The organism is Phaeobacter inhibens DSM 16374, from assembly GCF_000473105.1.
In the GTDB taxonomy this organism is placed as follows: domain Bacteria; phylum Pseudomonadota; class Alphaproteobacteria; order Rhodobacterales; family Rhodobacteraceae; genus Phaeobacter; species Phaeobacter inhibens.
Genome location: NZ_KI421498.1, coordinates 894674 through 918051 on the forward strand (window position 1 = coordinate 894674; position 23378 = coordinate 918051).

Here is a 23378-nt window from a genome sequence, read left to right on the forward strand (position 1 = left end):
CCATGGCTGCCGACCAACCCACCGTTCTGGTGGTCGAGGATGAATTGGCCCAACGCGAAGTTTTGGCCTATAATCTGGAGGCGGACGGCTTTCGCGTGCTGCGTGCAGAACATGGCGAAGAGGCGTTACTGATCGTCGAAGAGGACATGCCCGATATCATCGTCCTGGACTGGATGATGCCGAATCTGAGCGGGATTGAGGTTTGCCGCCGCCTGAAAACCCGCACGGAAACCCGCAACATTCCAATCATCATGCTGTCGGCCCGCTCGGAAGAGGTCGACAAGGTGCGCGGGTTGGAAACCGGCGCGGATGACTATGTGGTGAAGCCCTATTCGGTGATCGAGCTGATGGCACGGGTACGCACGCAGCTGCGCCGGGTCCGTCCTTCGACCGTTGGCGTGCGGCTGGAATTCGACGACATCATATTGGACGCTGAAACCCATAAGGTCAGCCGCGCAGAAGCGCCACTGAAGCTGGGGCCGACAGAGTTCCGCCTGCTCTCCACCTTTATGGAAAAACCGGGTCGGGTGTGGAGCCGCGAACAGCTTTTGGATCGGGTCTGGGGACGGGACATCTACGTCGACACCCGCACTGTGGATGTTCACATTGGCCGCCTGCGCAAAGCGCTGACCCAACACGGCGGCAGTGACCCCGTGCGCACGGTCCGTGGCGCGGGCTACGCGTTAGGATAAAGCGTTAAGTAACTGAGAGAAAACAAAACCCCGCCAGAACGCGGGGTTTTGTTTTATGATATCTACCTTGGCAGCGGATCTTCGGGCTGCGCTTGCCCAGCCAACCAGTTGCGGAACTTGATCAGGGCAGGGTCTTTGGCCCGGGCCTCAGGCCAGACGAGGAAATAGGCACCCGGGCTTTCGGTCGCAGTTGGGTGCAACGCAATCAATCGCCCCGTCGCCAGATCTTGCTCCACCAGATAATCCGGCATCAAGGCCACACCCAAACCATGTAATGCCGCCTGAGTAATGGTTGCGAATTGATCATACATGGTGCCGGACAAACCGTCCTGCAGCGCAATGTCATGACTCTCAAACCAGTGCTGCCAGGCCTGAGGGCGGGTCTGAATATGCAACAAGGGCAGGGCGGCGATATCAACCGGGGTGCTGATCTGGCGCCCCTCTAGCAAGTCGGGCGCGCAGACCGGCAACATCTGTTCGTGTTTCAGCAGCAACGCCTGGGTCCCGGGCCAGTCAGCGGTTCCAAAATGTATTGCAGCATCAAACCCTTCACTGACGAAGTTGAACGGCTCAAGTCGGGTCGACATATTGATCGTCACATCCGGATGCAATCGCGCAAACTCCGGCAGCCGGGGCATTAACCAACGCATCCCAAAAGCGGGGAGGATCGCCAGATTGAGGCTGCCTGCCAAGGGCGCAGCCTGCACGCGCAGCGTTGATTGGGCAATCTGGTTCAACGCCTGGCGAATATCTGCAGCGTAGGTCTGCGCCTCCGGTGACAGCGTCAGCCGCTTCTGGTCCCGGCGCACCAGGTCCACGCCCAATTGGCGCTCCAGCGCCTGCAATTGACGGCTGACTGCACCTTGTGTCAGCGCCAATTCATCCGCCGCCGCCGAGGCGCTGCCCAAACGGTCCAGCGCTTCCAGCGCCCGCAGCGCAGCAATTGAGGGGAGAAAGCGTCTCGGGGTGGCCATATATGAGCTTTTGTAATGTTTGCTTGTGGTTCTCTCGCTGTCCATCCTCTTACCGCAAGGTTAAGGTCGGCGGCAAGTTGAGGATCAAAAAGGTGACGAAAAATGACCGATAGACCTGCTTTGCGCGCCAAGGATGCCCCGGATCTGGGCCAGTTCAACTGGGATGATCCTCTGCGGCTGGACGATCAATTGAGTGAAGATGAGCGGATGATTGCGGCCTCGGCACGCTCCTATGCTCAGGAAAAACTTCAACCGCGCGTTCTAAATGCTTATGAGAACGAAGAAACCGATCCAGAAATCTTTCGCGAGATGGGCGAGATGGGCCTCCTTGGGACGACCATCCCGGAACAATACGGCGGCCTTGGTGCGGGCTATGTTTCCTATGGGCTGGTGGCGCGCGAAGTAGAGCGCGTCGACAGTGGTTACCGCTCGATGATGTCCGTGCAAAGTTCGCTCGTGATGTATCCCATTTACGCATATGGCAGCGAAGAGCAGCGGCAGAAATACCTACCAAAACTCTCCTCCGGCGAATGGATCGGCTGTTTCGGCCTGACCGAACCGGATGCGGGTTCGGATCCAGCAGGCATGAAAACCCGCGCCGAAAAAACCGATGGCGGCTACCGCCTGACCGGGTCGAAAATGTGGATCTCAAACGCGCCGATCGCGGATGTTTTTGTCGTCTGGGCCAAATCCGAAGCCCATGGCGGCAAGATCCGAGGTTTTGTTCTGGAAAAAGGAATGAAGGGCCTGTCCGCACCGAAAATCGCCAATAAGGCATCGCTGCGCGCCTCTATCACCGGCGAGATTGTCATGGATGGCGTCGAGGTTGGTGACGACGCGTTGCTGCCCCATGTTGAAGGGTTGAAAGGCCCATTCGGCTGTCTGAATCGCGCGCGCTATGGTATCAGCTGGGGCGCAATGGGCGCCGCAGAAGCCTGCTGGCATGCCGCGCGCCAATATGGTCTTGACCGCAAGCAATTCGGGCGCCCTTTGGCCAATACGCAGTTGTTTCAGCTTAAACTGGCCAATATGCAGACCGAAATCACGCTTGGCCTACAGGCCTCCCTGCGGGTGGGGCGTCTGATGGATGAGGCCAATGCTGCGCCGGAGATGATTTCCATCGTCAAACGGAACAACTGCGGCAAGGCACTCGAAATTGCGCGCCATGCCCGTGACATGCACGGCGGTAATGGGATCAGCCTGGAGTTCGGCGTCATCCGCCACATGGTCAACCTGGAAACCGTGAACACCTATGAGGGGACTCATGACGTTCACGCCCTGATCCTTGGACGCGCCCAGACCGGTCTTCAGGCTTTTTTCTAAGCGCACCTGCCCAACAGCTGATCAATAAAACCATTAAAAAGCGCACCGTTGCCGGACAACGGTGCGCTTTTTCGTTAAGATCGTAACTGAGATGTAAATCCCTGTGGTGGTTAACGCTCATGGCGCATGCCGCATTCATGCAAATTAAAGCTGCATTTTTGCAAGGCACACCCATACCTACGACAACGCAGAGGAAAACAGGTGAATCTGGCGAAATTTTCTGCTCCGTCTGGCACCGAATGGTTAAGAGCGTAAATCTGAACCTTTGTGCATTCACTGGCCAACAGAGGACAGCACGCAACGGCAGGGTTAATGCCTACCTGAACCTACGCAGTACGGATAGCAAGAAAACTGCTCTATACGAGGGGTTCTGCAAACGGTGTTACAGCACCGCTGGACAGTCCGCTAAACTGCGATTTTACAAAATCGCGCGGGAAAATCCGATCAAGAGACCAGAATGGCGGGTTAATCGCGCTGCGCAAACGCAATCTACAGCAGCTTGATCCAGTCAGATCATGCGAATACCCCAAAGCACAGATGAAATCCCGCAGGATCACCCGTGTAGATACGCCAAACGCGTCAACCTCAATCAATGAAAGGTAAAAGCGGTACGAGCTCAATTTGCTTAGCATATCTTCGCCTCACCATATAACCTGTAATCAGTATTATGTTGTTTATCTGTGATGTAGCGTCACTGTTGCAGGTCTGGCCTGTACGCGAGACACTTTCGCTGAACATACGTCAGCTGAGGCCCACATGGATCTACGAGGCAAAACAATTGTCATCACCGGCGCAGCAACGGGTATCGGGCGCGCCTTGGCCATGGCGATGGCAAGGTTCGATCCCAAGCATATCGTCTGCGCCGATATGGACGGACCGGGTGCACAACATACTGCGGATGAAATCGGTGGCAGCGCTTATACTGTTGACGTCGGATCGGACTGCGCCATTGCTGATATGATTGATGTGATCGAGCGTGATATCGCGCCGATTGATCTGTTCTGTTCCAATGCCGGGATCCTTCGGATCGGCGGACTCGAGACCTCGCTCACCGATTGGCAGAAAAGCTGGGATATCAACGTGATGGCCCATGTCTCAGCCGCGCGCCATCTGGTGCCGCGGATGATCCAGCGCGGTGGCGGATATTTTCTCAATATCGCGTCAGCGGCAGGATTGTTGAACCAGATTGGCGCAGCGAGCTACGGGGTGAGCAAACACGCCGCTGTCGGGTTCTCCGAATGGCTTGCGATCACCCATGGCGATCAGGGCATCGGCGTCTCCGTGGCCTGTCCGCAGGCAGTGAAAACCGCCATGACCGAAGGTATGGAGCACAGCGCCGCGGCGGTGGATGGCATGATCTCGGCCGAGGATGTTGCCAATAGCTGCATTGAGGCCATTGAAAGCAATCGCTTTCTTGTTCTGCCCCATGCAAAGGTCGAAGGTTATATTCAGGCCAAGGCCGCAGACTATGACCGCTGGATCACTGGCATGCAGAGACTGCGCGATAAATTCGACCTTCCAAAAATCTGACTGAGGTTTTTCAGGATTTTCCACATCAGAACACAGCGATTTCAGGACTTGGAGATCGGACGCATCAGCCCTTCTTGTGCGACACTGGCGACCAGTTGGCCGTCTTGCGTGAAAATAGAGCCCCGGTTGAACCCGCGGCCGCCACCGGCGAAGGGCGAGTCCATCGTGTAAAGATGCCAATTGTCAAATTGCACCGGCGCGTGAAACCACATCGCATGATCAAGGCTGGCGGTCATCGCCTGACCTTTCACGAAACTCAGGCCATGCGGTCGCAACGCTGACCCCAACAGACCATAGTCGGACACATAGGCCATCAATACATGCTGAAGCTGCGGCGTGGCGCCTTTTGCCGCTTTCATTCTGACCCACATATGATTGATATCACTACATTTATCCGGTCTTATCGGATCTCGTGGCTCGACATCGCGGATCTCAAACGGGCGCTCTCGTGTGAATTCGACCCGCAAACGGCCGTCCAATTTCGGGGCAAGCTGGCGCAGGAGAACATCGCGTGACACCAATGCGTCTGGCGCTTTGACTTCGGGAATCTCATGCTGATGCGCCCAGCCGGGCTCATCAATGTGAAACGAGGCCGCCAGATTGAGGATTTGTTTGCCGTTCTGCAAAGCCGTCACGCGCCGGGTTGTGAAGCTGCCGCCGTCGCGCGCAGGATCGACGGCATAGATCACTGGTTTTGACGGATCCCCCGGGCGGATGAAATAGGCATGCAGCGAATGGCACAACCGATCCTCAACCGTGGAATAAGCCGCCATCAAAGCCTGTGCAATCACCTGACCGCCGTAGATCCGCGTCGGTGTTTCCCCACCAGACCCAATCCCGCGATAGAGATTCCGGTCAAGTTCTTCCAGGTCGAGTAAATTGAGCAAAATCTCAGCTGGGTCAGGCATCTATTGGTCCCTGTTGATGTGCGCGCGGGCGGGTAGTCGCGGTGAACCGCCCTGCCCTGATCGGCTGGACAGCAGCATTAGCTGGTTACGGCGCCATGGACCAGCGCCTTCAGCTCCGCCCGCGACGGATAAGAACTGGACGGTGCGAGCTGAGTAAAAAAGACCACACTCAAATCCAGAACCGGATCAACCCAGAAGAAGGTCGAGGCCATTCCCCCCCAGCTGAAATCCCCAACAGATCCTGGGCATCTCGCCCTGGCCGGATCCAGCACAACCGCACCGCCAAGGCCAAACCCCATACCATCCATCGGCTGCTCCGCGAAACTCTGCGGACCCATCGATGCAATGTCACCGGGCAGATGATTTTGGCACATAAAATCAATGATCTGCGGGCTGATCAGGTGATCCTTTCCCAGCGCACCGCGCAGCCGGATCAGCTCAGCAAAGCGCATATAATCGTCGATCGTACTCAGAAGACCGCCGCCGCCCGAGTGCATCTCGGCGGTGTCAAACGGGGTGTCGTCATATGAGTCAATCAGGCGCAAACTGTCGGCACCTTGCTGCGCGTCATTTAGGGCCATGGCGTCGCCACTCAGCGGCGAATAGAGCGATGCCAGTAAATTACCGGTTGTTTCCAAGCTGTGAAATCCGGTTCGCTCCATGCCGAGGGGATCAAATATCGACCGCTTCAGCATGGCGCCGAGGCTCTCCCCGGTCACGACCTCAATCACCCGGCCAATCACATCGATACCAACGGAATACTCCCACCGCTGACCGGGTTCAAAGGCAAGCGGCAGCGCTGCCAGCTCTAGCACCTGCGCCGCAAGGGGGCCCTGGCCGGGTTTGAACATCAAATCCGTCTTTGACATTTCTTCAGGCAGGACACCGGGATTGAATGGATAGCTCAGCCCACTGGTATGGGTCAGCAGCTCATGGAGGGTTGGCGCCCGACAGGATATGGACTGTGTAATGTCAGTTGCACCGTCAAGAAGACAGCGCATACCATTGAATTCAGGAAGAAACTCAGACACAGGCATGTCCAGGTGCAACAGCCCCCGTTCCAGCAACATCATCAGAGCCAGCGAGGTCACCGGCTTCGTCATTGAGTAGATGCGCGCCACGGTATCGCGGGTGAATGGCAGATTCTCGACAATGTTTCGCTGGCCCGCAGCGTGGAAATAGCGCTCTTTACCATTGCGATTGATCAGCAGCGAACTGCCGGCGTATTTGCGTTGGTCCACATAGCGGTGTTGCCATGTCCTGATGTGCTCAAGGCGCGCAGCGTCCATGGGGGCTCCTGTTATCGGTGATCTGGCAGCTTAGCCGATGATCTTGGTCATCGCCGGGACAGTCTCTGCGGTGAACCAGGGCTGATCCTCAGCCTCTGCTTCCATTGCGATCCTGATCTTTGCGATCGTTTCTCCGCGCAGTTGCTGTTTGATCGCGGCATAGGTCTCGGATGGCAGCTCTGCCAGCGCACGCGCTTCTTTCAGCGCATAGCCCAGCAGATCCTCAGCATCATCCGCAATGATGTCCACGATATTAAAGTTCCGCGCAGCGATGGGGCCGATGGTTTGCCCTGTCATCATCAGTCGTCGCTGGATATTCGGGTTCAATGTGGCGCGGGCGATCTCCAGCGGCGCAATCGGGAAATCAACTCCGGCTTGCACTTCTGCAAGACCAAACTTGGATTTCACCTGGGCAACCCGTACATCACTGCAAAGGACAAAGAACAAGCCACCCGCAATTGCCGCGCCATTCACAGCGGCCACAACGGGCTTCGGGCAGGCATATAGCGCAAGGAAGGCCTCATTCAGCCCTCGCACCGCGGCGCGCTGTCCGGCCAGATCGAAGTCCCGCGCCACCTTCAGGTCCAGGCCTGCGGAAAACACCTTGAAAGCGCTGGTCAGAAGCAGCGCCCGAACAGTCGGATCTTCGCGGATCTCATTGATAGTACGCGCGAAATCCATCAGGAACTCCGAAGATAGCGCATTGACCGGCGCACGCGCCAGTTTGATTTCAACAACCCCGTCGCCATGTTCGTGCCGGATCAACCAATCGCTCTCAGTCATCTTTGGGTCTTCCTTTGGACACTGACACTGCTGCCAGCCGTTTCGATTATCATGCGCGGTTTGCTCACCAAGGTCGAGTATTTTGACCTACGTAGAACCACGCATGACACCTAACATTACAGCTTTGGCAAAGCGTTACCGCTACGGTCGCATGCTCAGGGTTTCTGCAGCAGACATCAGCTGATCCGCATAAATCGTCTCAAGCACATTCGGGCTCACATGAAAGGACGGACCACCAACGTTCAGCCCATAGACACGCATTCCGTTCAGCGACACCACTGGAACCGCAATTCCGTTCACATCCGGGCGCCAGTCGCCATAGCCGGTACAAAAACCACGGGCGGCATATTCATCCTGTGCCCGGCCCAGACTGTCCTGGCGTGAGAGCCTGCCGTCCGGATCAAGCGCATCCGCGATCTTCAGGCTTTCAGCCCGTTGATCCGGGGACATACCAGCAAGGATCGCGCGCCCCACGGCCGAGAAAAACAGCGGCAACCGCATCCCCACATGGGCTGCCAGCGACACATCCTCGCGTGAGCGATGCACGGCAATATAGATGACATCCGCATGATGTGCCTCTCCCAGGGCACTGGTAATATATGAATTTTCGCCATTTCGCAGATCCCTGAGGATTTGCGAAGCACGGTCGCTGATATCCATCCCGGCCAGGACACCATAGCCCAGACGCAACACCCCTGCCCCCAGCCGGTAGCTGCCGGATTGCGGATCCTGAATCAGGTAGCCCAGCTGGCACAGCGTATAGGTCAGGCGTGAGACTGTCGGTTTAGGCAATCCCGTCCGTTCAGCCAGATCGGTGTTCGTCAGCTCCAGCTCATTGCGGCGAAACGCGCGCAGAACATCAAGCCCCCGCGCCAGGGCGGTGACAAAATTTCGATCTTTTTCGCCATCCGCTGACGCTGTGTTGTCACTGTCCATGTCACGTTCCGTGTCAGATGCGCTTCAGTCAAAACTTGCAGACAAGGCCGCCAGCCCGGCGCGCGCGAAGTCTGGCACAAATGCGCCAAGGCGCGCTGCATGTTCCGGGTTTGAGGCGTTGCCATCAAGCCCTCTTTTACGTACCCCCTGAAGGATTGCAGCCATCCGGAAGAAGCTGAAAGAGAGGTAATAGCCAAAATCCTCAACCCCCGGCAAATTTCTGCGGTTGCAATAGCTTGCAACGAACTCCTGATCCGATGGCAGGCCAAGTTCCCGCCGGTTGACACCAGCCAACCCACGCCCCTCACGTCCGGGTGGCATCTGCCATTGCATAATGACACCGGCAAGGTCTGCATAAGGGTGGCCGATGGTCGACAGCTCCCAATCCAGAACCGCCCGGCAATTTGTCCCCTCGGTCGCGTAGATCATATTGTCGATGCGGTAATCACCATGCACCAATCCGCGCTGACCATCGTCTGCGGGCATCTGTGCGCCCAATGCCGCGATCAGATCATCCATCTCTGCGATGACCTCCACTTCACTGGCGCGATATTGCTTGCTCCAGCGACCGTGCTGACGCTCGAAATAATTGCCCTCAGGCCCGTAGTCGGCCAGCCCGACGGTGGCGACATCCACATCGTGCAACGCCGCCAGAACGCGGCTCATCTCATCCATTACCGCAGCGCGCTCGCTGGCGGGAGCATCGGGCAAGGTCGGATCTGAGAAGTTTCGCCCAACCACATGTTCCATAACGTAAAATGATGATCCGATCACGGTCTCATCCTCACAGAGATGATACATCTTTGCGACCGGAACCCCGGTTTCCCGTAGCGCCATCTGCACGCGAAACTCGCGCTCCACCGCATGGGCAGATTTCAGCAAAACACCCGGCGGTTTGCGTCGCAGAACATATGCGCCGGCCTCGGTCTGTAGCAGATAGGTTGGGTTAGACTGACCGTTCTGGAATTTCCGGGCCGTGATTTCCGTGTCAAACCCCGCCAGACGCCCCCGCATATACCGCTGAACAGTTCCAAGATCGAGCGCAAGGGAATCCTCCCCAACGCTTTCATCAGGGTTTCCAGGTGATATCTGCGACGCCATCAGTGCCCTCCAGTCGGAGTAAACTCAGCCGCCAGCCGCCGCCCGGCAGCGTCATAATCTCTGGCAATCTCATCCACCAGCGCCCCGGCCGGACGCACATCCCTGATGGCGCCAATACCCTGACCCGAGCCCCAGATCTCTTTCCAAGCCTTTGGCTTGGAAGAGCCACCAGAGAAGTTCATCGCGCTTGCGTCAGCGCTCTCCAGATTGTCGGGATCAAGACCTGCGTTCTGGATAGAGCCGCGCAGGTAGTTCCCAGAAACCCCTGTAAATAATGATGAATAGACAATGTCATCCGCAGCGCTGTCGACAATCATCTGTTTGTAGCCCTGCTGCGCATTCGCCTCTTCTGTGGCGATAAACGGTGATCCTACATAGCCGAAATCGGCCCCCAACGCCCGTGCTGCAAGCAGTGACGGACCATTGGCAATCGCACCGGAGAGCGCAAGGGGGCCCTTAAACCAGCTACGAATTTCGCTGATCAGCGCGAGCGGTGATTGCTGACCGGCATGGCCGCCTGCCCCGGCAGCGACCGCGATCAGACCATCGGCGCCTTTTTCAATAGCTTTGCGGGCAAAACGGTTATTGATCACATCATGCAGCACAACACCGCCGCAGCCATGGGCAGCGTCGTTCACCTCAGGACGCGCCCCAAGCGACGTAATCCAGAGCGGAACCTTCCAACGGTGGCAAATCTCAAGATCACGTTCCAACCGAGTATTGGAGCGATGCACGATCTGGTTCACCGCAAAAGGTGCGGCGGGACGATCCGGGTTGTCCTGGTTGTGGCGATCCAGCTCTTCTGTGATCTGCTGCAGCCAGGCCTCCAGGAGTGGTGGTTCGCCATCCGCCTCACGCGCGTTCAATGCCGGAAAGGATCCAACGATGCCAGCCTTGCATTGCGCGATAACCAGCTCTGGCACCGATATGATAAACAAGGGCGCACCGATCATCGGCAGCCGCAGTCTCTGCAGGGCTGTTGGCATCGGCTGCCCACCCAGTGTGAGGCGAGTTTCCTTCATTTCCAATCCTTTATCCAGCATATCTCACGCCGCTTCCCGGTCGGAAAACAGATCTATCGCAGAGCAGAATTGCATTTCGCAATTTCATTGACAACGTAAGATCCGCACAGAAGACTTGACGTCACAACGCGCCCATTCGGGCATCATGACAGGACACTCAGCTATGCACGCCATGCTCTCAACCGCCCCCGGTGGTCCCGAAACCTTGCATTGGAGCGCGCAAGAGTGCCCCGAACCCGGCCCGCAGGAGGTGGTGGTCAAAATCCATGCCGCCAGCGTCAACTACCCGGATACGCTGATGATTCAGGATCTTTATCAGATCAAACCACCCCGTCCCTTTGCGCCCGGTGGAGAGATCGCGGGAGAGATCATCGCGCTTGGTCGTGAGGTTCAGGACCACAAGATCGGAGATCGTGTGCTGGCGCTGACCGGCTATGGCGGCTTTGCCACTCATATCGTGATCCCGGCTGGCGCTGCGATCCAGATTCCGGATCAGATGCCCTATCTGGATGCCGCCGGGTTCGTCTTCACCTATGGTACGTCCCACCATGCCCTGAAGGAGCGCGCCAATCTGCAATCGGGTGAAACCGTCCTTGTCCTCGGCGCCGCCGGTGGTGTGGGATCTGCCGCGGTCGAGCTGGCCAAAGCCGCTGGCGCACGCGTTATCGCAGCTGTGTCCTCCGCCGAAAAGGCTGCGTTTTGCCAGGAGATCGGTGCTGATGCCACGGTAATCTACGGCCATGCGCCGGACAAGGAAGATCAGATCAGTTTTGGAAAGAATATCAAAGCCCTGGCAGGGAAAGCGGGTGTGGATGTGGTCTATGATGCGGTGGGAGGTCCCTATGCGGAACCAGCCCTGCGCGCCATGGGGTGGCAGGGTCGTTATCTCGTTGTCGGCTTTGCAGCAGGCATCCCGAAAATCCCGATGAACCTGCCCCTGCTGAAAGGCTGCCAAATCGTTGGTGTCTTCTGGGGCGCGGCCGTGCAACGCGACCCAACGCAGCACCTGCGTAATGTGGGGGAGCTGTTCGAGCTCTATGGTAGTGGCAAGATCCGGCCCCGAGTACATGCAACATATCCGATGAGCGAGGCAGCAGCTGCACTGACGGAAATGCAAAACCGCAATGTGCTGGGAAAGATCATCCTGACAAATACGCCTGAGTGACACGGGCAAACCCACGCAACGTTAGCGATAGCTGGCTTGCATATCATTCTGAAAGATATATCAATATGAGCCAATTACAGGAACCTGACCGCCAATCGTGGATGCTGCCGCCCGTCGCTTGAGACCTGCGGCCAGCACATAGCCCTGCGGCCCTCTCCGCAACGCTGACGGCCAGGGCATCTTAAGAGCAAGTGGATATCGATATGCACAACATCCTGGTTTTGAACGGACCCAATCTCAACCTGCTTGGCACCCGTCAACCTGAGGTCTATGGCCGCGAGACACTCGCCATGGTCGAACAGCGTTGTGTTGAACACGGGCACTCCATTGGCCTCTCCGTGAGATGCGAACAATCGAACCATGAGGGGGCCCTGCTTGACGCGCTGCATGGCGCGCGCGGCGTTTACGCCGGTGTGATCCTAAATGCAGGCGCCTATACTCATACCTCAATTGCGCTGATGGACGCGATTTTCTCCATTGAGCTGCCCGTGGTTGAGGTTCACCTCTCAAACATCCATGCGCGTGAAGATTTTCGCCACCGCTCTTATCTATCGCGTGCGGCACTGGGACAGATCTGCGGCTTTGGCGCGCAGGGATATATTATGGCACTGGACGCGCTCCGCGCCCATCTGGACGAAGACAACGCGGGATGAAACTTCGGGCCTATCTCAACTTTCTGTGTGGCGCACGGACGCTTGAGGAGTTGTGGCTGGAGCATGTCGAGCAGATGAAGGCCTATCGGTTTGATCGGCTGATCTACGGCTATACGCGCCACAAAACCAAAACCTCACTGGGCGATCCGGAAGATTTCGTCATCCTTTCAAACCATTGCGCGGAATATGTACAGGGGTTTGTCAATTCCGGTCTCTATTTCGACGCCCCCATGCTGCAATGGGCACTAAACAACGAAGGGGCCGGCAGCTGGCGGATGGTGCAGGAGCAACTGGCGCAGCAAACGCTGACACCGCAGGCGCAGAAAGTTATCGATTTTAACAAGGCCATGGGCGTGCGGGCTGGCTATACGGTAAGTTTCTATTCAGCCTCTCAGCGCTTCAAAGGGGCAATCTCACTCGCGGCTGAGGAAGATCTGAGCCAGGATGACGTTGATGAGATCTGGGCGAAGGACGGGCATGACATCATATTGATGAACAATGTCGCGCATCTGAAAATCCTGACTATGCCCTACGATCCACCGAACCGTGGCCTGACAAAACGTCAGCGTGAGGCATTACAATGGGTTGGCGACGGTAAAACCACCCAGGACATCGCATTGCTGATGGGGCTGACACCCGCAACCGTAGAAAAACACCTGCGTCTCGCACGTGAGGCCCTCGCTGTCGAAACAACAGCCCATGCGGTCCTCAAGGCCGCTCTTCACAACCAGATGTACGTTATGGAAAATTGATAAAATCAAAAAATATACATTCCATAGATTGTTTAACGTATCTTTTGCAAATCCATTAACCTATTTTTCATAATTGGGTATGGAATTCATTACTTCCAGAATGCGCGAATTACATGCACAGTCACAATGTTCCGTGAGTGGGGCTTTGGCCTGGGACGGCGCAGGGCATGACCCTTGGGATTTCAAGGCTCTCTAACCTGTCCGGTCGCTGCGTGTATTGTTCCGCGCCAGCGCCGGGATATTCTGAGGGGCTCTGCAAAACAGCAGCGCCCCTCAACATTTTCAACCTCAGATACGTATCATGATGTTACAAGGCCGCTCCATCGCCCCACGTAGCCCTTCAGATTGATCCGAGACCAACGCAGCGCCTGCGCGTCAGCGCAAAGAAAAAGGCCGATGAAGCGATCGCTTCACCGGCCTTCCCATTGCTCAAACGAGCGCAGCTCGGACAGGATTAGCCCTGTGCGGCCTTGGCAACCTCAGCGGCGAAGTCTTCTTTTTCGACTTCGATGCCTTCGCCCACTTCCAGGCGAACAAAACCAGTGATGGTCGCGCCTGCTTCTTTGGCGGCTTCTTCAACGGTCAGGTCAGGGTTCACAACAAACTGCTGGTTCAGCAGGGTTGCTTCGGCGACGAATTTCTTCATGCGGCCGACGATCATCTTCTCGATCACCTGCTCCGGCTTGCCGGATTCGCGGGCGATGTCCATCTGGACCTGCTTTTCTTTCTCGACAACCGAGGCGTCCAGCTCAGCTTCGCTCAGCGCGGCGGGGTTTACAGCGGCGATGTGCATCGCAACCTGCTTGCCGATCGCCTCGTCACCACCGTTCATGGCAACCAGAACACCAATTTTGCCCATGCCGGCAGTCGCAGCGTTGTGCACGTAGGACACAACGGTGTCGCCTTCGAGCGACGCCATGCGGCGGACATTCATGTTCTCGCCAATGGTGGCGATTTTGTCGGTCAGCGTGTCAGCAACAGTCTTGCCGCCCATGTCAGCCGCCAGCAGCGCGTCAACGTCAGCAACGTTCACAGCGGTCTTGGCGATGCCGGAAACCATTTCCTGGAATTCAGCGTTTTTGCCGACAAAGTCGGTTTCCGAGTTCACTTCGACAGCAACACCTTTGTTGCCCTCGACGACCACAGCGACCAGGCCTTCTGCAGCTGTACGACCGGATTTTTTGGCCGCTTTGGCCAGACCCTTGGTGCGCAGCCAATCAACGGCGGCTTCCATGTCGCCATTGGTTTCGGTCAACGCCTTCTTGGCGTCCATCATGCCTGCGCCGGTGCTGTCGCGCAGTTCCTTAACCATGGATGCGGTAATTGCCATCTTAGGCTCTCCTCAATTCAAAAACGGATTTGGGGCAGGTGATACCCTGCCCCTCATGTCAGTTCCGTGACGGGACGGATCAGGCTTCGGCAGCAGCTTCTTCAGCAACGGCTTCTTCAACCGGTGCATCTTCCAGTGCGCCGAGATCAACGCCTGCCGCACCCAGCTGAGCGGACATGCCGTCCAGAGCTGCGCGAGCAACCAGATCACAGTAGAGCGCAATCGCGCGCGCTGCGTCGTCGTTACCGGGGATGATGTAGTCAACACCATCGGGCGAGCAGTTGGTGTCGACGATGGCCACAACCGGAATACCCAGTTTGTTGGCTTCGGCGATGGCCAGCGCTTCTTTTTTCACGTCGATGACGAACAGCAGGTCAGGAACGCCGCCCATATCACGGATACCACCGAGGGACGCTTCCAGTTTCAGCTGGTCACGCTCCATGCCCAGACGCTCTTTCTTGGTCAGGCCTTCGGCGCCGGACGCCATTTTCTCGTCGATTTCCTTCAGACGGTTGATCGACTGGGAAACTGTTTTCCAGTTGGTCAGCGTGCCGCCGAGCCAGCGGTGGTTCATGAAGTACTGAGCGGATTTCTCAGCAGCATCTGCGATTGGCTGAGCCGCCTGACGCTTGGTGCCGACGAACAGAACGCGGCCGCCTTTTGCGACGGTGTCACGAACAGCATTCAGAGCTGCGTCGAGCATCGGAACTGTCTGGGTCAGGTCCAGAATGTGAATGCCATTGCGCGAGCCGTAGATGAACGGCGACATACGCGGATTCCAGCGCTGGGTTTGGTGACCAAAGTGTACGCCTGCCTCAAGCAGCTGACGCATGGAGAACTCGGGAAGAGCCATGTATCTTTTCCTTTTCCGGTTTCGTGCCTCGGCGGGGGTCTCAGAGCGAATGCTCCAACCGGCGGTCTGCCGGGGATGTCTCCCCCGGTCAGGCCAATCCCCACCTGCGGATTGAATGGCGCGCGTATATGCCAGCGCTTGGGATTGCGCAAGAGCAAAAGTCTGACCGCCACCCCATGCGCCACTTAGGTTATAGCGGTATCCTGCCCGTTTGGGGGCACATCGCCCGACCGAAGCGTGGTATGTCCCGCCCTGACCTCAGCCTCGCAAGCGGCGGCCAGAGCTTTGCGGTCTGGAAAGTCAGACACCTGAAGCGGATCATGATAGTGCAGAACAACCTGGCCCTGGCGCGGTGCCGCAAGGGTTTTCAACAGATGCGGGCCGAATTCCATGTCTCCCCACCAGCCGTAGAAACGTGGCTCTTCGCCATTGGGGGGGAGGAACACGACAGACACGGGCTGGATCGAAATGTGATCGCGCAGTTCGGGATGGAAAAACGCCGCAAAAAGAGTGGTTTTAAACGGCAAGACCCGCAAACCGTCGGTCGATGTACCTTCTGGGAAGAACAACAACTTATGGCCCAGAAGCAGACGTTTCTGAAACACCGCCGTCTGTTTCCGCGCCTCCCTCGCGTCCCGCTTGATAAAAACCGTGCCGGTTGCGCGCGCCAGCCATCCAATACCAGGCCAGCCGGCAACCTCGACCTTGGAGACAAAGTAAATCCGTTTGCGCGCATTCAGGGCAAAGATATCCAGCCACGATGTGTGGTTCGCCACCACCGCGCCGCGGTTGGTCATTAAGGCCCCCTTGGTGCGAAACCTCATACCCAGGACGCGAAACGCATTGCGGCAGACCCACTGCGTGATGAAGGGCGTGACGGGGCGGTTCAAGCCGCAAAGAGGACGTTCGACCAGACGAACCAACAATAGGATTAGCAACCCGCCAAAAACCAATGTCCCCAGCACCAATCCGCGTGCAACAACCCGCAACCACCCCATAGCGGTGATCTCAATCGGAGGCGCGGCGTCTCCGCCTTCCCAGGTACTCATGTGGTGCTCCGCCCTGCGCCATAGATCCGCTTTTGCCGCGCATTCATCCGCGCAGTGTCGAGCACAAGGCAGACATCGGTGGTATTGAACTCATGATCAACAAACGCGCCTTCTCCGACGCAGCCGCCAAGACGCAGATAGGCTTTGATCAGGGCCGGGGTGTCCAGCATCGCCTGACGGCGGTTCAAATCCTCTGCTGCGATCAGGTCCATCGACTGATATTCCCGCGCGACCGGGCGTAGCGCCTCAGGTGCCAGGTGGTTGTGATAGAGCATCGACAGCGCATTCGCTAAGGGAGTGATCTCGGTCCCATGGAAGCTTGCGACACCAAACAGGATCTCAATATCATGCTCCGCCACATAGTCTGCCAATGCGGACCACAGATGGAACATGGCCGTGCCGCCGCGGTAATCAGGATGCAGGCAGGATCGCCCTAGTTCCAACAGCCTACGACCCGAAGCTGTCAACTTCGAGAGATCATATTCCCCCTCAGAATAAAAATGCCCAGCCCGCAGGGCCTGATCGCTACGCAGCAAGCGATACACACCAACGACCCTGTCGCGCTCAAGATCCCAGAGCAGCAGGTGATCGCAGTACGCGTCAAAATGATCCCGCTCCAACCTGACATCGTGATCCACCAAAGCGCCACCACCGCCCAGCTCGATGACAAAGACCTCGTATCGCAGCGCCTGCGCCGCGCGTAAATCCGCCGATGTCTGTGCCAGTTTGACCTGAAACGCAGGAGAACTGCCGCCCATGACCTTGCTCAACAATGGTTTGCCTTGCGTGCAGCTAGCCTATAAGGCACGGCATGTGCAAGTTTCGTTCAAATTGGTGAACAGGCGTTAACCGTTCATCAACGCTTATGACGGATCAAAGACTGGAATAAGGGCCACCTGAGCGCCGTTGAACACCACCTTACCCTGATCGGGGAAATTCACGGTGATCTTGCCGGCAGCATTGGACTGGACCTGCCCGGTGCCCCACTCGGGGTGGTCGGGATGGGTCACGAACATGCCAGGGGCAAGTATAGCGTTAAGGTCGTTCATGCGTGAGGGGCCCACTTCGGAGGAAAGATATGTCAGTAGATAACGCTAATCTCGCGGCTTTGATAGGGTCGCGCATTTGCCACGACCTGATCAGCCCGATCGGCGCGATCAACAACGGGCTGGAACTGCTTGGAATGTCTGGGGATATGTCCGGCCCCGAGCTGGAGCTGATCTCCGACAGTGTGGCCAATGCCAATGCCCGTATCCGGTTCTTCCGGATTGCTTTTGGCGCGGCCAGCGATCAGCAGATTAGCCGTGCCGAAGTGGTGTCCGTCCTCGAAGATATCGGCAAAGGGGGCCGGTTGAAATATCAATGGGCCCCGCAGGAGGCCTCCAGCCGGACAGAGGTGCGGCTCGCCTTCCTCGCGGCGCTGTGCCTGGAAACCGGCCTGCCCTATGGCGGCACGGTCAAGATCCTCTGTGCAGATGGCAAATGGACCGTCATTGGCGAAGGCAGCAAGCTGAATATTGATGATGATCTCTGGGCGCGGGTCAGCGGCGGCACCTCCTCGACAACGGTGACACCCGCGCTGGTTCAATTCGCCATGTTGCCGGAAGCTGCAAAAGATCTGGGCCGCACGGTCCGTGTGGAACAGACCCTGGAACGCGTCACCGTCCATTTTTAGTCTGGCCGCTGCTGATCCGGACTTACCGCTGAATATAATGAAAGCGCTGCAACCACTTGCAGCGCTTTTTTAATGTCAGACCGGTTCTTGATCTTTAGCTGCGCAGAGCGCCATGGCCACGCACCAGATATTTAAAGCTGGTGAGTTGCGCCGCCCCGACAGGGCCGCGTGCATGCATCTTACCCGTCGCAATGCCGATCTCTGCTCCCATGCCAAATTCACCACCATCGGCAAACTGGGTTGAGGCATTGTGCATCAGGATCGCGCTATCCAGCTCAGCAAAAAACTGCGCCACAGCGCTATCGTTCTCGGTGATGATGCAATCGGTATGCTGCGAATGATGGGTACGGATATGGTCAATCGCAGCGTCAATATCATCAACCTGTTTGGCTGCGATGATGGCATCCAGATATTCACAGCCCCAATCTGCGCTTGTGGCGGCGGTCATGCCATCCGGCCCAGGCAAACCAGCCTCAGCCCGGATTTCCACCCCTGCTGTCGCCAGCGCAGTCAGCACGTCGCGGCCGATTGTCTCGGCGATATCGCGGTGGATCAACAAACATTCCGCAGCCCCACAGATACCGGTCCGGCGGGTTTTCGCGTTCAATACGATCTCCAGCGCCTTTTGCGGATCTGCATCTTTGTCGAGGTAGATGTGAACGATCCCTTCCAAATGTGCAAAGACCGGCACCCGCGCCTCGCGCTGGACCAAACCGACCAACCCCTTACCGCCACGCGGAACAATCACATCAACCGTATCGGTCATGGTGAGCAGTTCCTGAACCGCAGCCCGGTCACGTGTCGGCACCAGCTGAATGGCGTCCTCGGGCAGGTCGGCGGCACGCAGGCCCGCAGCCAAACAGCCATGAATGGCCTGACTGGAATAAAAGCTCTCCGATCCGCCCCGAAGGATCACCGCATTGCCCGATTTGAGGCATAGCGCGCCGGCATCCGCTGTCACATTGGGGCGGCTTTCGTAGATCACGCCGATCACCCCAAGTGGGGTGCGCACACGCTGAATGTCCAACCCGGACGGTTGTGACCATTCGGCCAAGACCTCTCCCACGGGATCAGGTTGCGCGGCAACCGCGCGTAACCCGGCGACGATACCGGAAATCCTGTCCTCATCCAGCGCCAGCCGGTCCATCATGGCGGGCGATAGCCCCTTATTGCGACCAAAATCGAGATCCTTGGCATTGGCTGCCAATATCTCTGCCCGAGCGTCCCAAACCGCATCCGCGGCGGCATTCAGAGCATCGGCTTTGCGTTCAGCAGTGGCAGTCGCCAGTTTTGCGGCGGCTTGCTTTGCACGTTTGCCGATGTCACCCATCAGTGCAGCAATGTCTTGTGTCTCATTCATTCGTTGAAACCCTTTGTAGCCCCTTTTGACACATCTGGTGGTCAGGCGGGGTCAGCCCTAACATGGATTGCAGCTACAGCGCCATATCATCACGGTGGATGACAGCCGCGCGGCCTGCATAGCCAAGGATTGCCTCGATCTCGGTCGACTGGCACCCTTTGATGGCAGAAGCCTCTTCAGCCGTATACCGGCTGAGCCCCTGCCCCAGTTTTCTCCCGTCTGGACCCAGGATGGCCAGCGGGTCACCGCGGCCAAAGTCTCCTTCGATATGTCGGATGCCAGCTGGCAAAAGGCTTTTGCCGGAGCCGAGCGCCCGTGCTGCGCCTTCATCCACAGCGACCACACCGCGCGTCTTCATTGCCGCGATCCAGCGCTTGCGCGCAACCTGCGGATCATCCTGCGCGGTGAACCACGTGGAAGGCGCGCCATTTTCAAGCAACTTCAATGGATTATTGGGCGAACCTTCGGTGATGGCCATAGCGCAGCCCGCCGCCGTCGCCATTTTGGCCGCCAGCAATTTGGTGATCATACCACCTTTGGAAAGGCCTGAGACACCGTCCCCCGCCATTGCCTCGATCTCGGGCGTAATCCGGTCAATGATGTCATAGCGCCGGGCCGTCGGATCCAACACAGGGTTGGCGGTGTAGAACCCATCAACATCCGACAGCAGAATAAGCGCATCCGCGCCAACCGTCACCGCCACCTGCGCCGCCAGCCGATCGTTATCACCATAGCGGATTTCATCTGTGGCGATGGTGTCGTTTTCATTGACGATGGGCACAACGCCAAGGCCAATGAGAGTCTCCAATGTGGCGCGGGAATTCAGATAGCGACGTCGATCCGCGCTGTCTTCCAATGTGACCAGCACCTGTGCGGTGGTGATCTCATGCGGGGCGAGCGCCTCCTCATAAGCGCCTGCAAGCCGGATTTGACCGACGGCCGCCGCTGCCTGTGACTGTTCCAACGGCAGCTCCTGTGCCGCCAGCCCCAGCACCCGACGGCCCAACGCGATAGAGCCGGATGAGACAAGGATCACATCCTTGCCCATGGATTTCAACCAGGCGACATCCGCCGCCAAGGCCCGCAACCAATCCGCCCGCAATGCACCGCTTGTCCGGTCCACCAAAAGGGCGGACCCGATTTTAACAACGATACGCTGGGCGTCGGTCAGGGTTGCCACGTGTCCTGCTCCTCTTGGGGCTGCTGACGCAGGCGATCTTCGTCGATCTGGGTCCGCATGGACCGCAACACCTCGTTCAGACCTTCGCGGCTGACACCTGACATCATAAAGACAGGCCCACCCACGGCAGCCTCAAGTGCGGCCTTTGCCTCTGCGCGTTCCTCGTCGTCCAGCGAGTCGATCTTGTTCAGCGCCGTGATACGGGGCTTCTCCGCCAGCTCGCCGCCATAGGCCTCCAGCTCATTGATGATCGTCTGGTAATCCTCGGCAACCGTCTCTGAGGTGCCATCGACCAGATGCAACAGGACCGCACAGCGTTCGACATGGCCCAGGAACCGATCCCCAATACCACGCCCTTCATGGGCACCAGCAATCAGACCGGGAATGTCGGCGACAACAAATTCAACCCCGTCAATACCCACAACGCCGAGATTTGGGTGCAATGTGGTAAACGGATAATCAGCGATCTTGGGTCGCGCATTGGATGTGGCCGACAGAAAAGTCGACTTGCCCGCGTTCGGCAACCCCAAAAGACCGACATCGGCGATCAGCTTCAAGCGAAGCCAGATGGTCCGTTCAATTGCATCCTGACCGGAATTGGCACGTCGTGGCGCTTGGTTTGTTGCACTTTTGAAATGCAGGTTACCAAAGCCGCCGTTACCGCCCTTGGCCAAAAGGAAGCGTTCGCCCACCTCTGTGAGGTCAGCCAGAACCGTTTCCTGATCTTCATCCATAATCTCGGTTCCAACGGGAACGCGCAGAATGATGTCATCGCCATCCTTGCCGGTGCGCTGACGGCCCATGCCGGACTGACCATTCTTGGCAAAGAAGTGCTGCTGATAGCGGAAATCAATCAGCGTATTCAGCCCCTCGGTCACCTCAACCCAGACGGAACCACCACGACCACCGTCGCCACCGTCGGGACCGCCATATTCCATAAACTTTTCACGGCGAAAGCTGACGCAGCCGTTCCCGCCCGCGCCGGAGCGAATGTAGACTTTGGCCAGATCGAGGAATTTCATGTCAGCTCCTTGCTGATGACCTGCCGCCAAGGGCGGAGGGATAAGAGGGGGCGTACCGACGGTGCCGGGGCTTACTGCCCCGACTTAACGCAAACCGCGCGGCGCGCCAATCACAGTTTTCGGCTGTAGGTCCATGTTGGTACGGTTGCATCGCGCGCCACGGAAAAGGTCTCCGCATCGCCAAGATACTCAAACCCGCAATGGGTCAGCACACGTGCGGAGGCCGGGTTATCCTGAAACGCGCTGGCAAAGAGCGCGTTGCACCCTTGCGGATTGGTTTCGACCAAAGCGCGCAACGCGTCTGAGGCGAGGCCATTGTTCCAAAACACCGGGGCAATCCAATAGCCGACTTCGCTCTGGTCGCGATCAAGCCGTTTGAGGCTGATAATGCCCTTCAGCTCTTCGCCACCGTCTGCGGTGCCATCAATGGCCCAGACATCTTCTTCGCGTTCCTCGTCCAGGGCGCGGGCAACAAAAGCCTCAATCGCGCCGGGTGGCAGCGGATGCGGAATAGCGGTCGTCATACGGGCAACGCGTTCATCGCTGACATAGTGGGCAATCAGCCCCTCGTCAGATTTGCGCAACGGGCGCAGAACAAAACGCCCCGCATCGATCACGGGCTGTTCTGTTCTTTTATGATCCAAACTCATGCCCTTGCTCCTCTCGAAGAATACCAACACTCATCTTGCTGCCGGATTGCTGCCGGACAAAACCGCGGGGCCTTAACAAACTGTTGCGCCCTGCCCTAACGCAAAGCCGTTGAGAACTGGTTAGGTTTTGCCACCGGGACAAAATAAAAAGGGACCGGCGATGTCGCCGATCCCCTGATTGTGTCTCACCTTTCAGGTTCGGCTTATTCAGCGGCCTCCGCCACTGGCAGAACCGAAATAAAGGTGCGGCCCTTGAGGCCCTTGTGGAAGGTTACAGCACCGTCCGTGGTTGCAAAGATGGTGTGATCTTTGCCCAGACCAACGCCTTCGCCCGGCCAAAACTTGGTGCCGCGCTGACGTACGATGATGTTGCCAGAGATGGCTGCTTGGCCACCATAGAGTTTCACGCCAAGGCGGCGACCGGCTGAGTCGCGGCCGTTACGTGAGGAACCACCAGCTTTCTTATGTGCCATTGTCTATCTCCTTAGCCTTTAGCCAATTCTTTGGCCTGCTCAACCCATTCGGGCTTCACTTTGACCGCGTCGATAGCAGCAATGTCAGCATCCGACAAGGCCGCGATCTGGGCAAAGCTGGTCAGACCGGCTTCTTCCAGCTTCTTGGCAGCGGCGGGACCAACACCTGTCAGCTCGGTGAGGTTGTCACCGGAGGCAGCAGGCGCAGCCTTTTTTGCAGCCGGAGCGGCTTTGGCAGCAGGCGCATCGCCCTGACCGCTGGCAGCTTTCACGCCGGACTTGTCAGCGCCGGAGGCCAGGATCTCGGTGATCTTGACCAGAGTCAGCTTCTGACGGTGACCCTTGGTGCGCTTGGAGGAGTGCTTACGACGGCGCTTCACAAAGTGAATGACCTTCTCGCCTTTGATCTGATCGACGACTTCGGCCTGAACCGCAGCACCGTCAACAAAGGGCGCACCCACAACCGGTGCATCACCACCGAGCATCAGGACGTCGTTGAACTGGATTGTTTCGCCAGCATCAGCAGCCAATTTTTCCACGCGCAGCATATCGCCGGCCTGAACTTTGTACTGCTTGCCGCCGGTTTTGAGGACCGCAAACATATGCGTCTTTCCTTTTCTACCCGCGTCCTACGGTCCCTTTCGCATCAGATGCGTCC

General features: G+C 57.5%; 25 protein-coding genes. 7 read left to right on the forward strand and 18 right to left on the reverse strand.

Annotation, left to right across the window (positions count from 1 at the left end):
• The first annotated feature begins 2 nt into the window (after nt 1–2).
• Nucleotides 3–692 (forward strand): phosphate regulon transcriptional regulator PhoB, encoded by a 690-nt coding sequence (gene phoB, locus INHI_RS0107935; protein ID WP_014874682.1) that lies wholly within the window; start codon nt 3–5, stop codon nt 690–692.
• Between the two features lie 62 nt (nt 693–754).
• Here the strand turns inward: phoB and INHI_RS0107940 are convergent, their stop codons facing one another.
• Complete coding sequence (locus INHI_RS0107940; RefSeq protein ID WP_014880006.1) at nt 755–1666, reverse strand: LysR family transcriptional regulator; 912 nt, start codon at nt 1664–1666, stop codon at nt 755–757.
• Between the two features lie 102 nt (nt 1667–1768).
• Between INHI_RS0107940 and INHI_RS0107945 the strand changes: the two genes are divergently transcribed.
• Together INHI_RS0107945 and INHI_RS0107950 are read left to right on the forward strand one after the other, a co-directional pair.
• Nucleotides 1769–2989 carry an acyl-CoA dehydrogenase gene (locus tag INHI_RS0107945; RefSeq protein WP_014874680.1) on the forward strand — a complete coding sequence of 407 codons (1221 nt, stop codon included), beginning with the start codon at nt 1769–1771 and terminating at the stop codon, nt 2987–2989.
• 756 nt (nt 2990–3745) lie between these two features.
• A complete protein-coding gene (locus INHI_RS0107950) occupies nt 3746–4519 on the forward strand; it encodes an SDR family NAD(P)-dependent oxidoreductase (protein ID WP_027247314.1) in 774 nt (257 codons plus the stop codon).
• Between the two features lie 41 nt (nt 4520–4560).
• Here the strand turns inward: INHI_RS0107950 and INHI_RS0107955 are convergent, their stop codons facing one another.
• From INHI_RS0107955 to INHI_RS0107980, 6 genes are all read right to left on the reverse strand, one after another.
• Nucleotides 4561–5427: an acyl-CoA thioesterase gene (locus tag INHI_RS0107955; RefSeq protein ID WP_027247315.1), complete on the reverse strand. Its 867-nt coding sequence runs from the start codon at nt 5425–5427 to the stop codon at nt 4561–4563.
• Between the two features lie 77 nt (nt 5428–5504).
• Nucleotides 5505–6716 carry a serine hydrolase domain-containing protein gene (locus tag INHI_RS0107960; RefSeq protein WP_027247316.1) on the reverse strand — a complete coding sequence of 404 codons (1212 nt, stop codon included), beginning with the start codon at nt 6714–6716 and terminating at the stop codon, nt 5505–5507.
• A 30-nt stretch (nt 6717–6746) separates the two neighbouring features.
• Nucleotides 6747–7499 carry an enoyl-CoA hydratase/isomerase family protein gene (locus tag INHI_RS0107965; protein ID WP_027247317.1) on the reverse strand — a complete coding sequence of 251 codons (753 nt, stop codon included), beginning with the start codon at nt 7497–7499 and terminating at the stop codon, nt 6747–6749.
• Nucleotides 7500–7640: 141 nt separating this feature from the next.
• Complete coding sequence (locus INHI_RS0107970) at nt 7641–8435, reverse strand: IclR family transcriptional regulator (protein ID WP_014874675.1); 795 nt, start codon at nt 8433–8435, stop codon at nt 7641–7643.
• A gap of 24 nt (nt 8436–8459) precedes the next feature.
• The gene (locus INHI_RS0107975) at nt 8460–9536 is read right to left on the reverse strand and encodes a phosphotransferase family protein (protein ID WP_027247318.1); all 1077 of its coding nucleotides are present in this window, start codon (nt 9534–9536) and stop codon (nt 8460–8462) included.
• Nucleotides 9536–10558 (reverse strand): NAD(P)H-dependent flavin oxidoreductase, encoded by a 1023-nt coding sequence (locus tag INHI_RS0107980; protein ID WP_027247319.1) that lies wholly within the window; start codon nt 10556–10558, stop codon nt 9536–9538. The genes INHI_RS0107975 and INHI_RS0107980 overlap by 1 nt, the downstream gene beginning before the upstream one ends.
• Nucleotides 10559–10721: 163 nt before the next feature.
• On the opposite strand from INHI_RS0107980, the gene INHI_RS0107985 reads away from it, so the two are divergent.
• The 3 genes from INHI_RS0107985 to INHI_RS0107995 all read left to right on the forward strand — a co-directional run bounded on the left by INHI_RS0107985 (nt 10722) and on the right by INHI_RS0107995 (nt 13128).
• The gene (locus INHI_RS0107985) at nt 10722–11723 is read left to right on the forward strand and encodes an NADPH:quinone oxidoreductase family protein (protein ID WP_027247320.1); all 1002 of its coding nucleotides are present in this window, start codon (nt 10722–10724) and stop codon (nt 11721–11723) included.
• 203 nt (nt 11724–11926) lie between these two features.
• Complete coding sequence (gene aroQ / locus INHI_RS0107990) at nt 11927–12376, forward strand: type II 3-dehydroquinate dehydratase (protein WP_014879997.1); 450 nt, start codon at nt 11927–11929, stop codon at nt 12374–12376.
• Nucleotides 12373–13128, forward strand: a complete 756-nt coding sequence (locus INHI_RS0107995; protein ID WP_014874670.1) for a LuxR family transcriptional regulator — start codon at nt 12373–12375, stop codon at nt 13126–13128. The genes aroQ and INHI_RS0107995 overlap by 4 nt, the downstream gene beginning before the upstream one ends.
• A 454-nt stretch (nt 13129–13582) precedes the next feature.
• On the opposite strand, the gene tsf is transcribed toward INHI_RS0107995, so the two are convergent.
• The 5 genes from tsf to INHI_RS0108020 form a co-directional block, all read right to left on the reverse strand.
• On the reverse strand, nt 13583–14458 hold the full coding sequence (tsf, locus tag INHI_RS0108000; RefSeq protein WP_014874669.1) for a translation elongation factor Ts: 876 nt from the start codon (nt 14456–14458) through the stop codon (nt 13583–13585).
• Nucleotides 14459–14537: 79 nt separating this feature from the next.
• Nucleotides 14538–15311 (reverse strand): 30S ribosomal protein S2, encoded by a 774-nt coding sequence (gene rpsB, locus INHI_RS0108005; protein ID WP_014874668.1) that lies wholly within the window; start codon nt 15309–15311, stop codon nt 14538–14540.
• Between the two features lie 185 nt (nt 15312–15496).
• Nucleotides 15497–16360: a lyso-ornithine lipid O-acyltransferase gene (olsA, locus tag INHI_RS0108010; RefSeq protein ID WP_027247321.1), complete on the reverse strand. Its 864-nt coding sequence runs from the start codon at nt 16358–16360 to the stop codon at nt 15497–15499.
• The gene (gene olsB, locus INHI_RS0108015; RefSeq protein ID WP_027247322.1) at nt 16357–17118 is read right to left on the reverse strand and encodes an L-ornithine N(alpha)-acyltransferase; all 762 of its coding nucleotides are present in this window, start codon (nt 17116–17118) and stop codon (nt 16357–16359) included. Before olsB ends, olsA begins: the two co-directional genes overlap by 4 nt.
• Nucleotides 17119–17223: 105 nt before the next feature.
• On the reverse strand, nt 17224–17409 hold the full coding sequence (locus INHI_RS0108020; RefSeq protein ID WP_014879994.1) for a DUF3553 domain-containing protein: 186 nt from the start codon (nt 17407–17409) through the stop codon (nt 17224–17226).
• A gap of 29 nt (nt 17410–17438) precedes the next feature.
• Here INHI_RS0108020 and INHI_RS0108025 point away from each other — a divergent pair, with 29 nt between their 5' ends.
• A complete protein-coding gene (locus INHI_RS0108025) occupies nt 17439–18035 on the forward strand; it encodes a histidine phosphotransferase family protein (RefSeq protein ID WP_014879993.1) in 597 nt (198 codons plus the stop codon).
• A 94-nt stretch (nt 18036–18129) separates the two neighbouring features.
• On the opposite strand, the gene INHI_RS0108030 is transcribed toward INHI_RS0108025, so the two are convergent.
• The 6 genes from INHI_RS0108030 to INHI_RS0108055 form a co-directional block, all read right to left on the reverse strand.
• Nucleotides 18130–19395, reverse strand: a complete 1266-nt coding sequence (locus INHI_RS0108030; RefSeq protein ID WP_027247323.1) for a glutamate-5-semialdehyde dehydrogenase — start codon at nt 19393–19395, stop codon at nt 18130–18132.
• 73 nt (nt 19396–19468) lie between these two features.
• The gene (gene proB, locus INHI_RS0108035) at nt 19469–20575 is read right to left on the reverse strand and encodes a glutamate 5-kinase (protein WP_014879991.1); all 1107 of its coding nucleotides are present in this window, start codon (nt 20573–20575) and stop codon (nt 19469–19471) included.
• A complete protein-coding gene (gene obgE / locus INHI_RS0108040; RefSeq protein ID WP_014874661.1) occupies nt 20563–21597 on the reverse strand; it encodes a GTPase ObgE in 1035 nt (344 codons plus the stop codon). Before obgE ends, proB begins: the two co-directional genes overlap by 13 nt.
• Before the next feature lie 110 nt (nt 21598–21707).
• Nucleotides 21708–22247, reverse strand: a complete 540-nt coding sequence (locus INHI_RS0108045) for a GNAT family N-acetyltransferase (RefSeq protein WP_014874660.1) — start codon at nt 22245–22247, stop codon at nt 21708–21710.
• A gap of 203 nt (nt 22248–22450) precedes the next feature.
• Complete coding sequence (rpmA, locus tag INHI_RS0108050) at nt 22451–22720, reverse strand: 50S ribosomal protein L27 (RefSeq protein ID WP_014874659.1); 270 nt, start codon at nt 22718–22720, stop codon at nt 22451–22453.
• Nucleotides 22721–22731: 11 nt separating this feature from the next.
• Nucleotides 22732–23322: a 50S ribosomal protein L21 gene (locus tag INHI_RS0108055; protein WP_014879989.1), complete on the reverse strand. Its 591-nt coding sequence runs from the start codon at nt 23320–23322 to the stop codon at nt 22732–22734.
• Between the last annotated feature and the right edge of the window lie 56 nt (nt 23323–23378).

What these genes read in the sequence shown, in the direction of transcription:
- phoB (WP_014874682.1), top strand. Translation starts at nt 3, where the DNA reads ATGGCTGCCGACCAACCCACCGTTCTGGTGGTCGAGGATGAATTGGCC.
- INHI_RS0107940 (WP_014880006.1), bottom strand. Translation starts at nt 1,666, where the DNA reads ATGGCCACCCCGAGACGCTTTCTCCCCTCAATTGCTGCGCTGCGGGCG.
- INHI_RS0107945 (WP_014874680.1), top strand. Translation starts at nt 1,769, where the DNA reads ATGACCGATAGACCTGCTTTGCGCGCCAAGGATGCCCCGGATCTGGGC.
- INHI_RS0107950 (WP_027247314.1), top strand. Translation starts at nt 3,746, where the DNA reads ATGGATCTACGAGGCAAAACAATTGTCATCACCGGCGCAGCAACGGGT.
- INHI_RS0107955 (WP_027247315.1), bottom strand. Translation starts at nt 5,427, where the DNA reads ATGCCTGACCCAGCTGAGATTTTGCTCAATTTACTCGACCTGGAAGAA.
- INHI_RS0107960 (WP_027247316.1), bottom strand. Translation starts at nt 6,716, where the DNA reads ATGGACGCTGCGCGCCTTGAGCACATCAGGACATGGCAACACCGCTAT.
- INHI_RS0107965 (WP_027247317.1), bottom strand. Translation starts at nt 7,499, where the DNA reads ATGACTGAGAGCGATTGGTTGATCCGGCACGAACATGGCGACGGGGTT.
- INHI_RS0107970 (WP_014874675.1), bottom strand. Translation starts at nt 8,435, where the DNA reads ATGGACAGTGACAACACAGCGTCAGCGGATGGCGAAAAAGATCGAAAT.
- INHI_RS0107975 (WP_027247318.1), bottom strand. Translation starts at nt 9,536, where the DNA reads ATGGCGTCGCAGATATCACCTGGAAACCCTGATGAAAGCGTTGGGGAG.
- INHI_RS0107980 (WP_027247319.1), bottom strand. Translation starts at nt 10,558, where the DNA reads ATGAAGGAAACTCGCCTCACACTGGGTGGGCAGCCGATGCCAACAGCC.
- INHI_RS0107985 (WP_027247320.1), top strand. Translation starts at nt 10,722, where the DNA reads ATGCACGCCATGCTCTCAACCGCCCCCGGTGGTCCCGAAACCTTGCAT.
- aroQ (WP_014879997.1), top strand. Translation starts at nt 11,927, where the DNA reads ATGCACAACATCCTGGTTTTGAACGGACCCAATCTCAACCTGCTTGGC.
- INHI_RS0107995 (WP_014874670.1), top strand. Translation starts at nt 12,373, where the DNA reads ATGAAACTTCGGGCCTATCTCAACTTTCTGTGTGGCGCACGGACGCTT.
- tsf (WP_014874669.1), bottom strand. Translation starts at nt 14,458, where the DNA reads ATGGCAATTACCGCATCCATGGTTAAGGAACTGCGCGACAGCACCGGC.
- rpsB (WP_014874668.1), bottom strand. Translation starts at nt 15,311, where the DNA reads ATGGCTCTTCCCGAGTTCTCCATGCGTCAGCTGCTTGAGGCAGGCGTA.
- olsA (WP_027247321.1), bottom strand. Translation starts at nt 16,360, where the DNA reads ATGAGTACCTGGGAAGGCGGAGACGCCGCGCCTCCGATTGAGATCACC.
- olsB (WP_027247322.1), bottom strand. Translation starts at nt 17,118, where the DNA reads ATGGGCGGCAGTTCTCCTGCGTTTCAGGTCAAACTGGCACAGACATCG.
- INHI_RS0108020 (WP_014879994.1), bottom strand. Translation starts at nt 17,409, where the DNA reads ATGAACGACCTTAACGCTATACTTGCCCCTGGCATGTTCGTGACCCAT.
- INHI_RS0108025 (WP_014879993.1), top strand. Translation starts at nt 17,439, where the DNA reads ATGTCAGTAGATAACGCTAATCTCGCGGCTTTGATAGGGTCGCGCATT.
- INHI_RS0108030 (WP_027247323.1), bottom strand. Translation starts at nt 19,395, where the DNA reads ATGAATGAGACACAAGACATTGCTGCACTGATGGGTGACATCGGCAAA.
- obgE (WP_014874661.1), bottom strand. Translation starts at nt 21,597, where the DNA reads ATGAAATTCCTCGATCTGGCCAAAGTCTACATTCGCTCCGGCGCGGGC.
- INHI_RS0108045 (WP_014874660.1), bottom strand. Translation starts at nt 22,247, where the DNA reads ATGAGTTTGGATCATAAAAGAACAGAACAGCCCGTGATCGATGCGGGG.
- rpmA (WP_014874659.1), bottom strand. Translation starts at nt 22,720, where the DNA reads ATGGCACATAAGAAAGCTGGTGGTTCCTCACGTAACGGCCGCGACTCA.
- INHI_RS0108055 (WP_014879989.1), bottom strand. Translation starts at nt 23,322, where the DNA reads ATGTTTGCGGTCCTCAAAACCGGCGGCAAGCAGTACAAAGTTCAGGCC.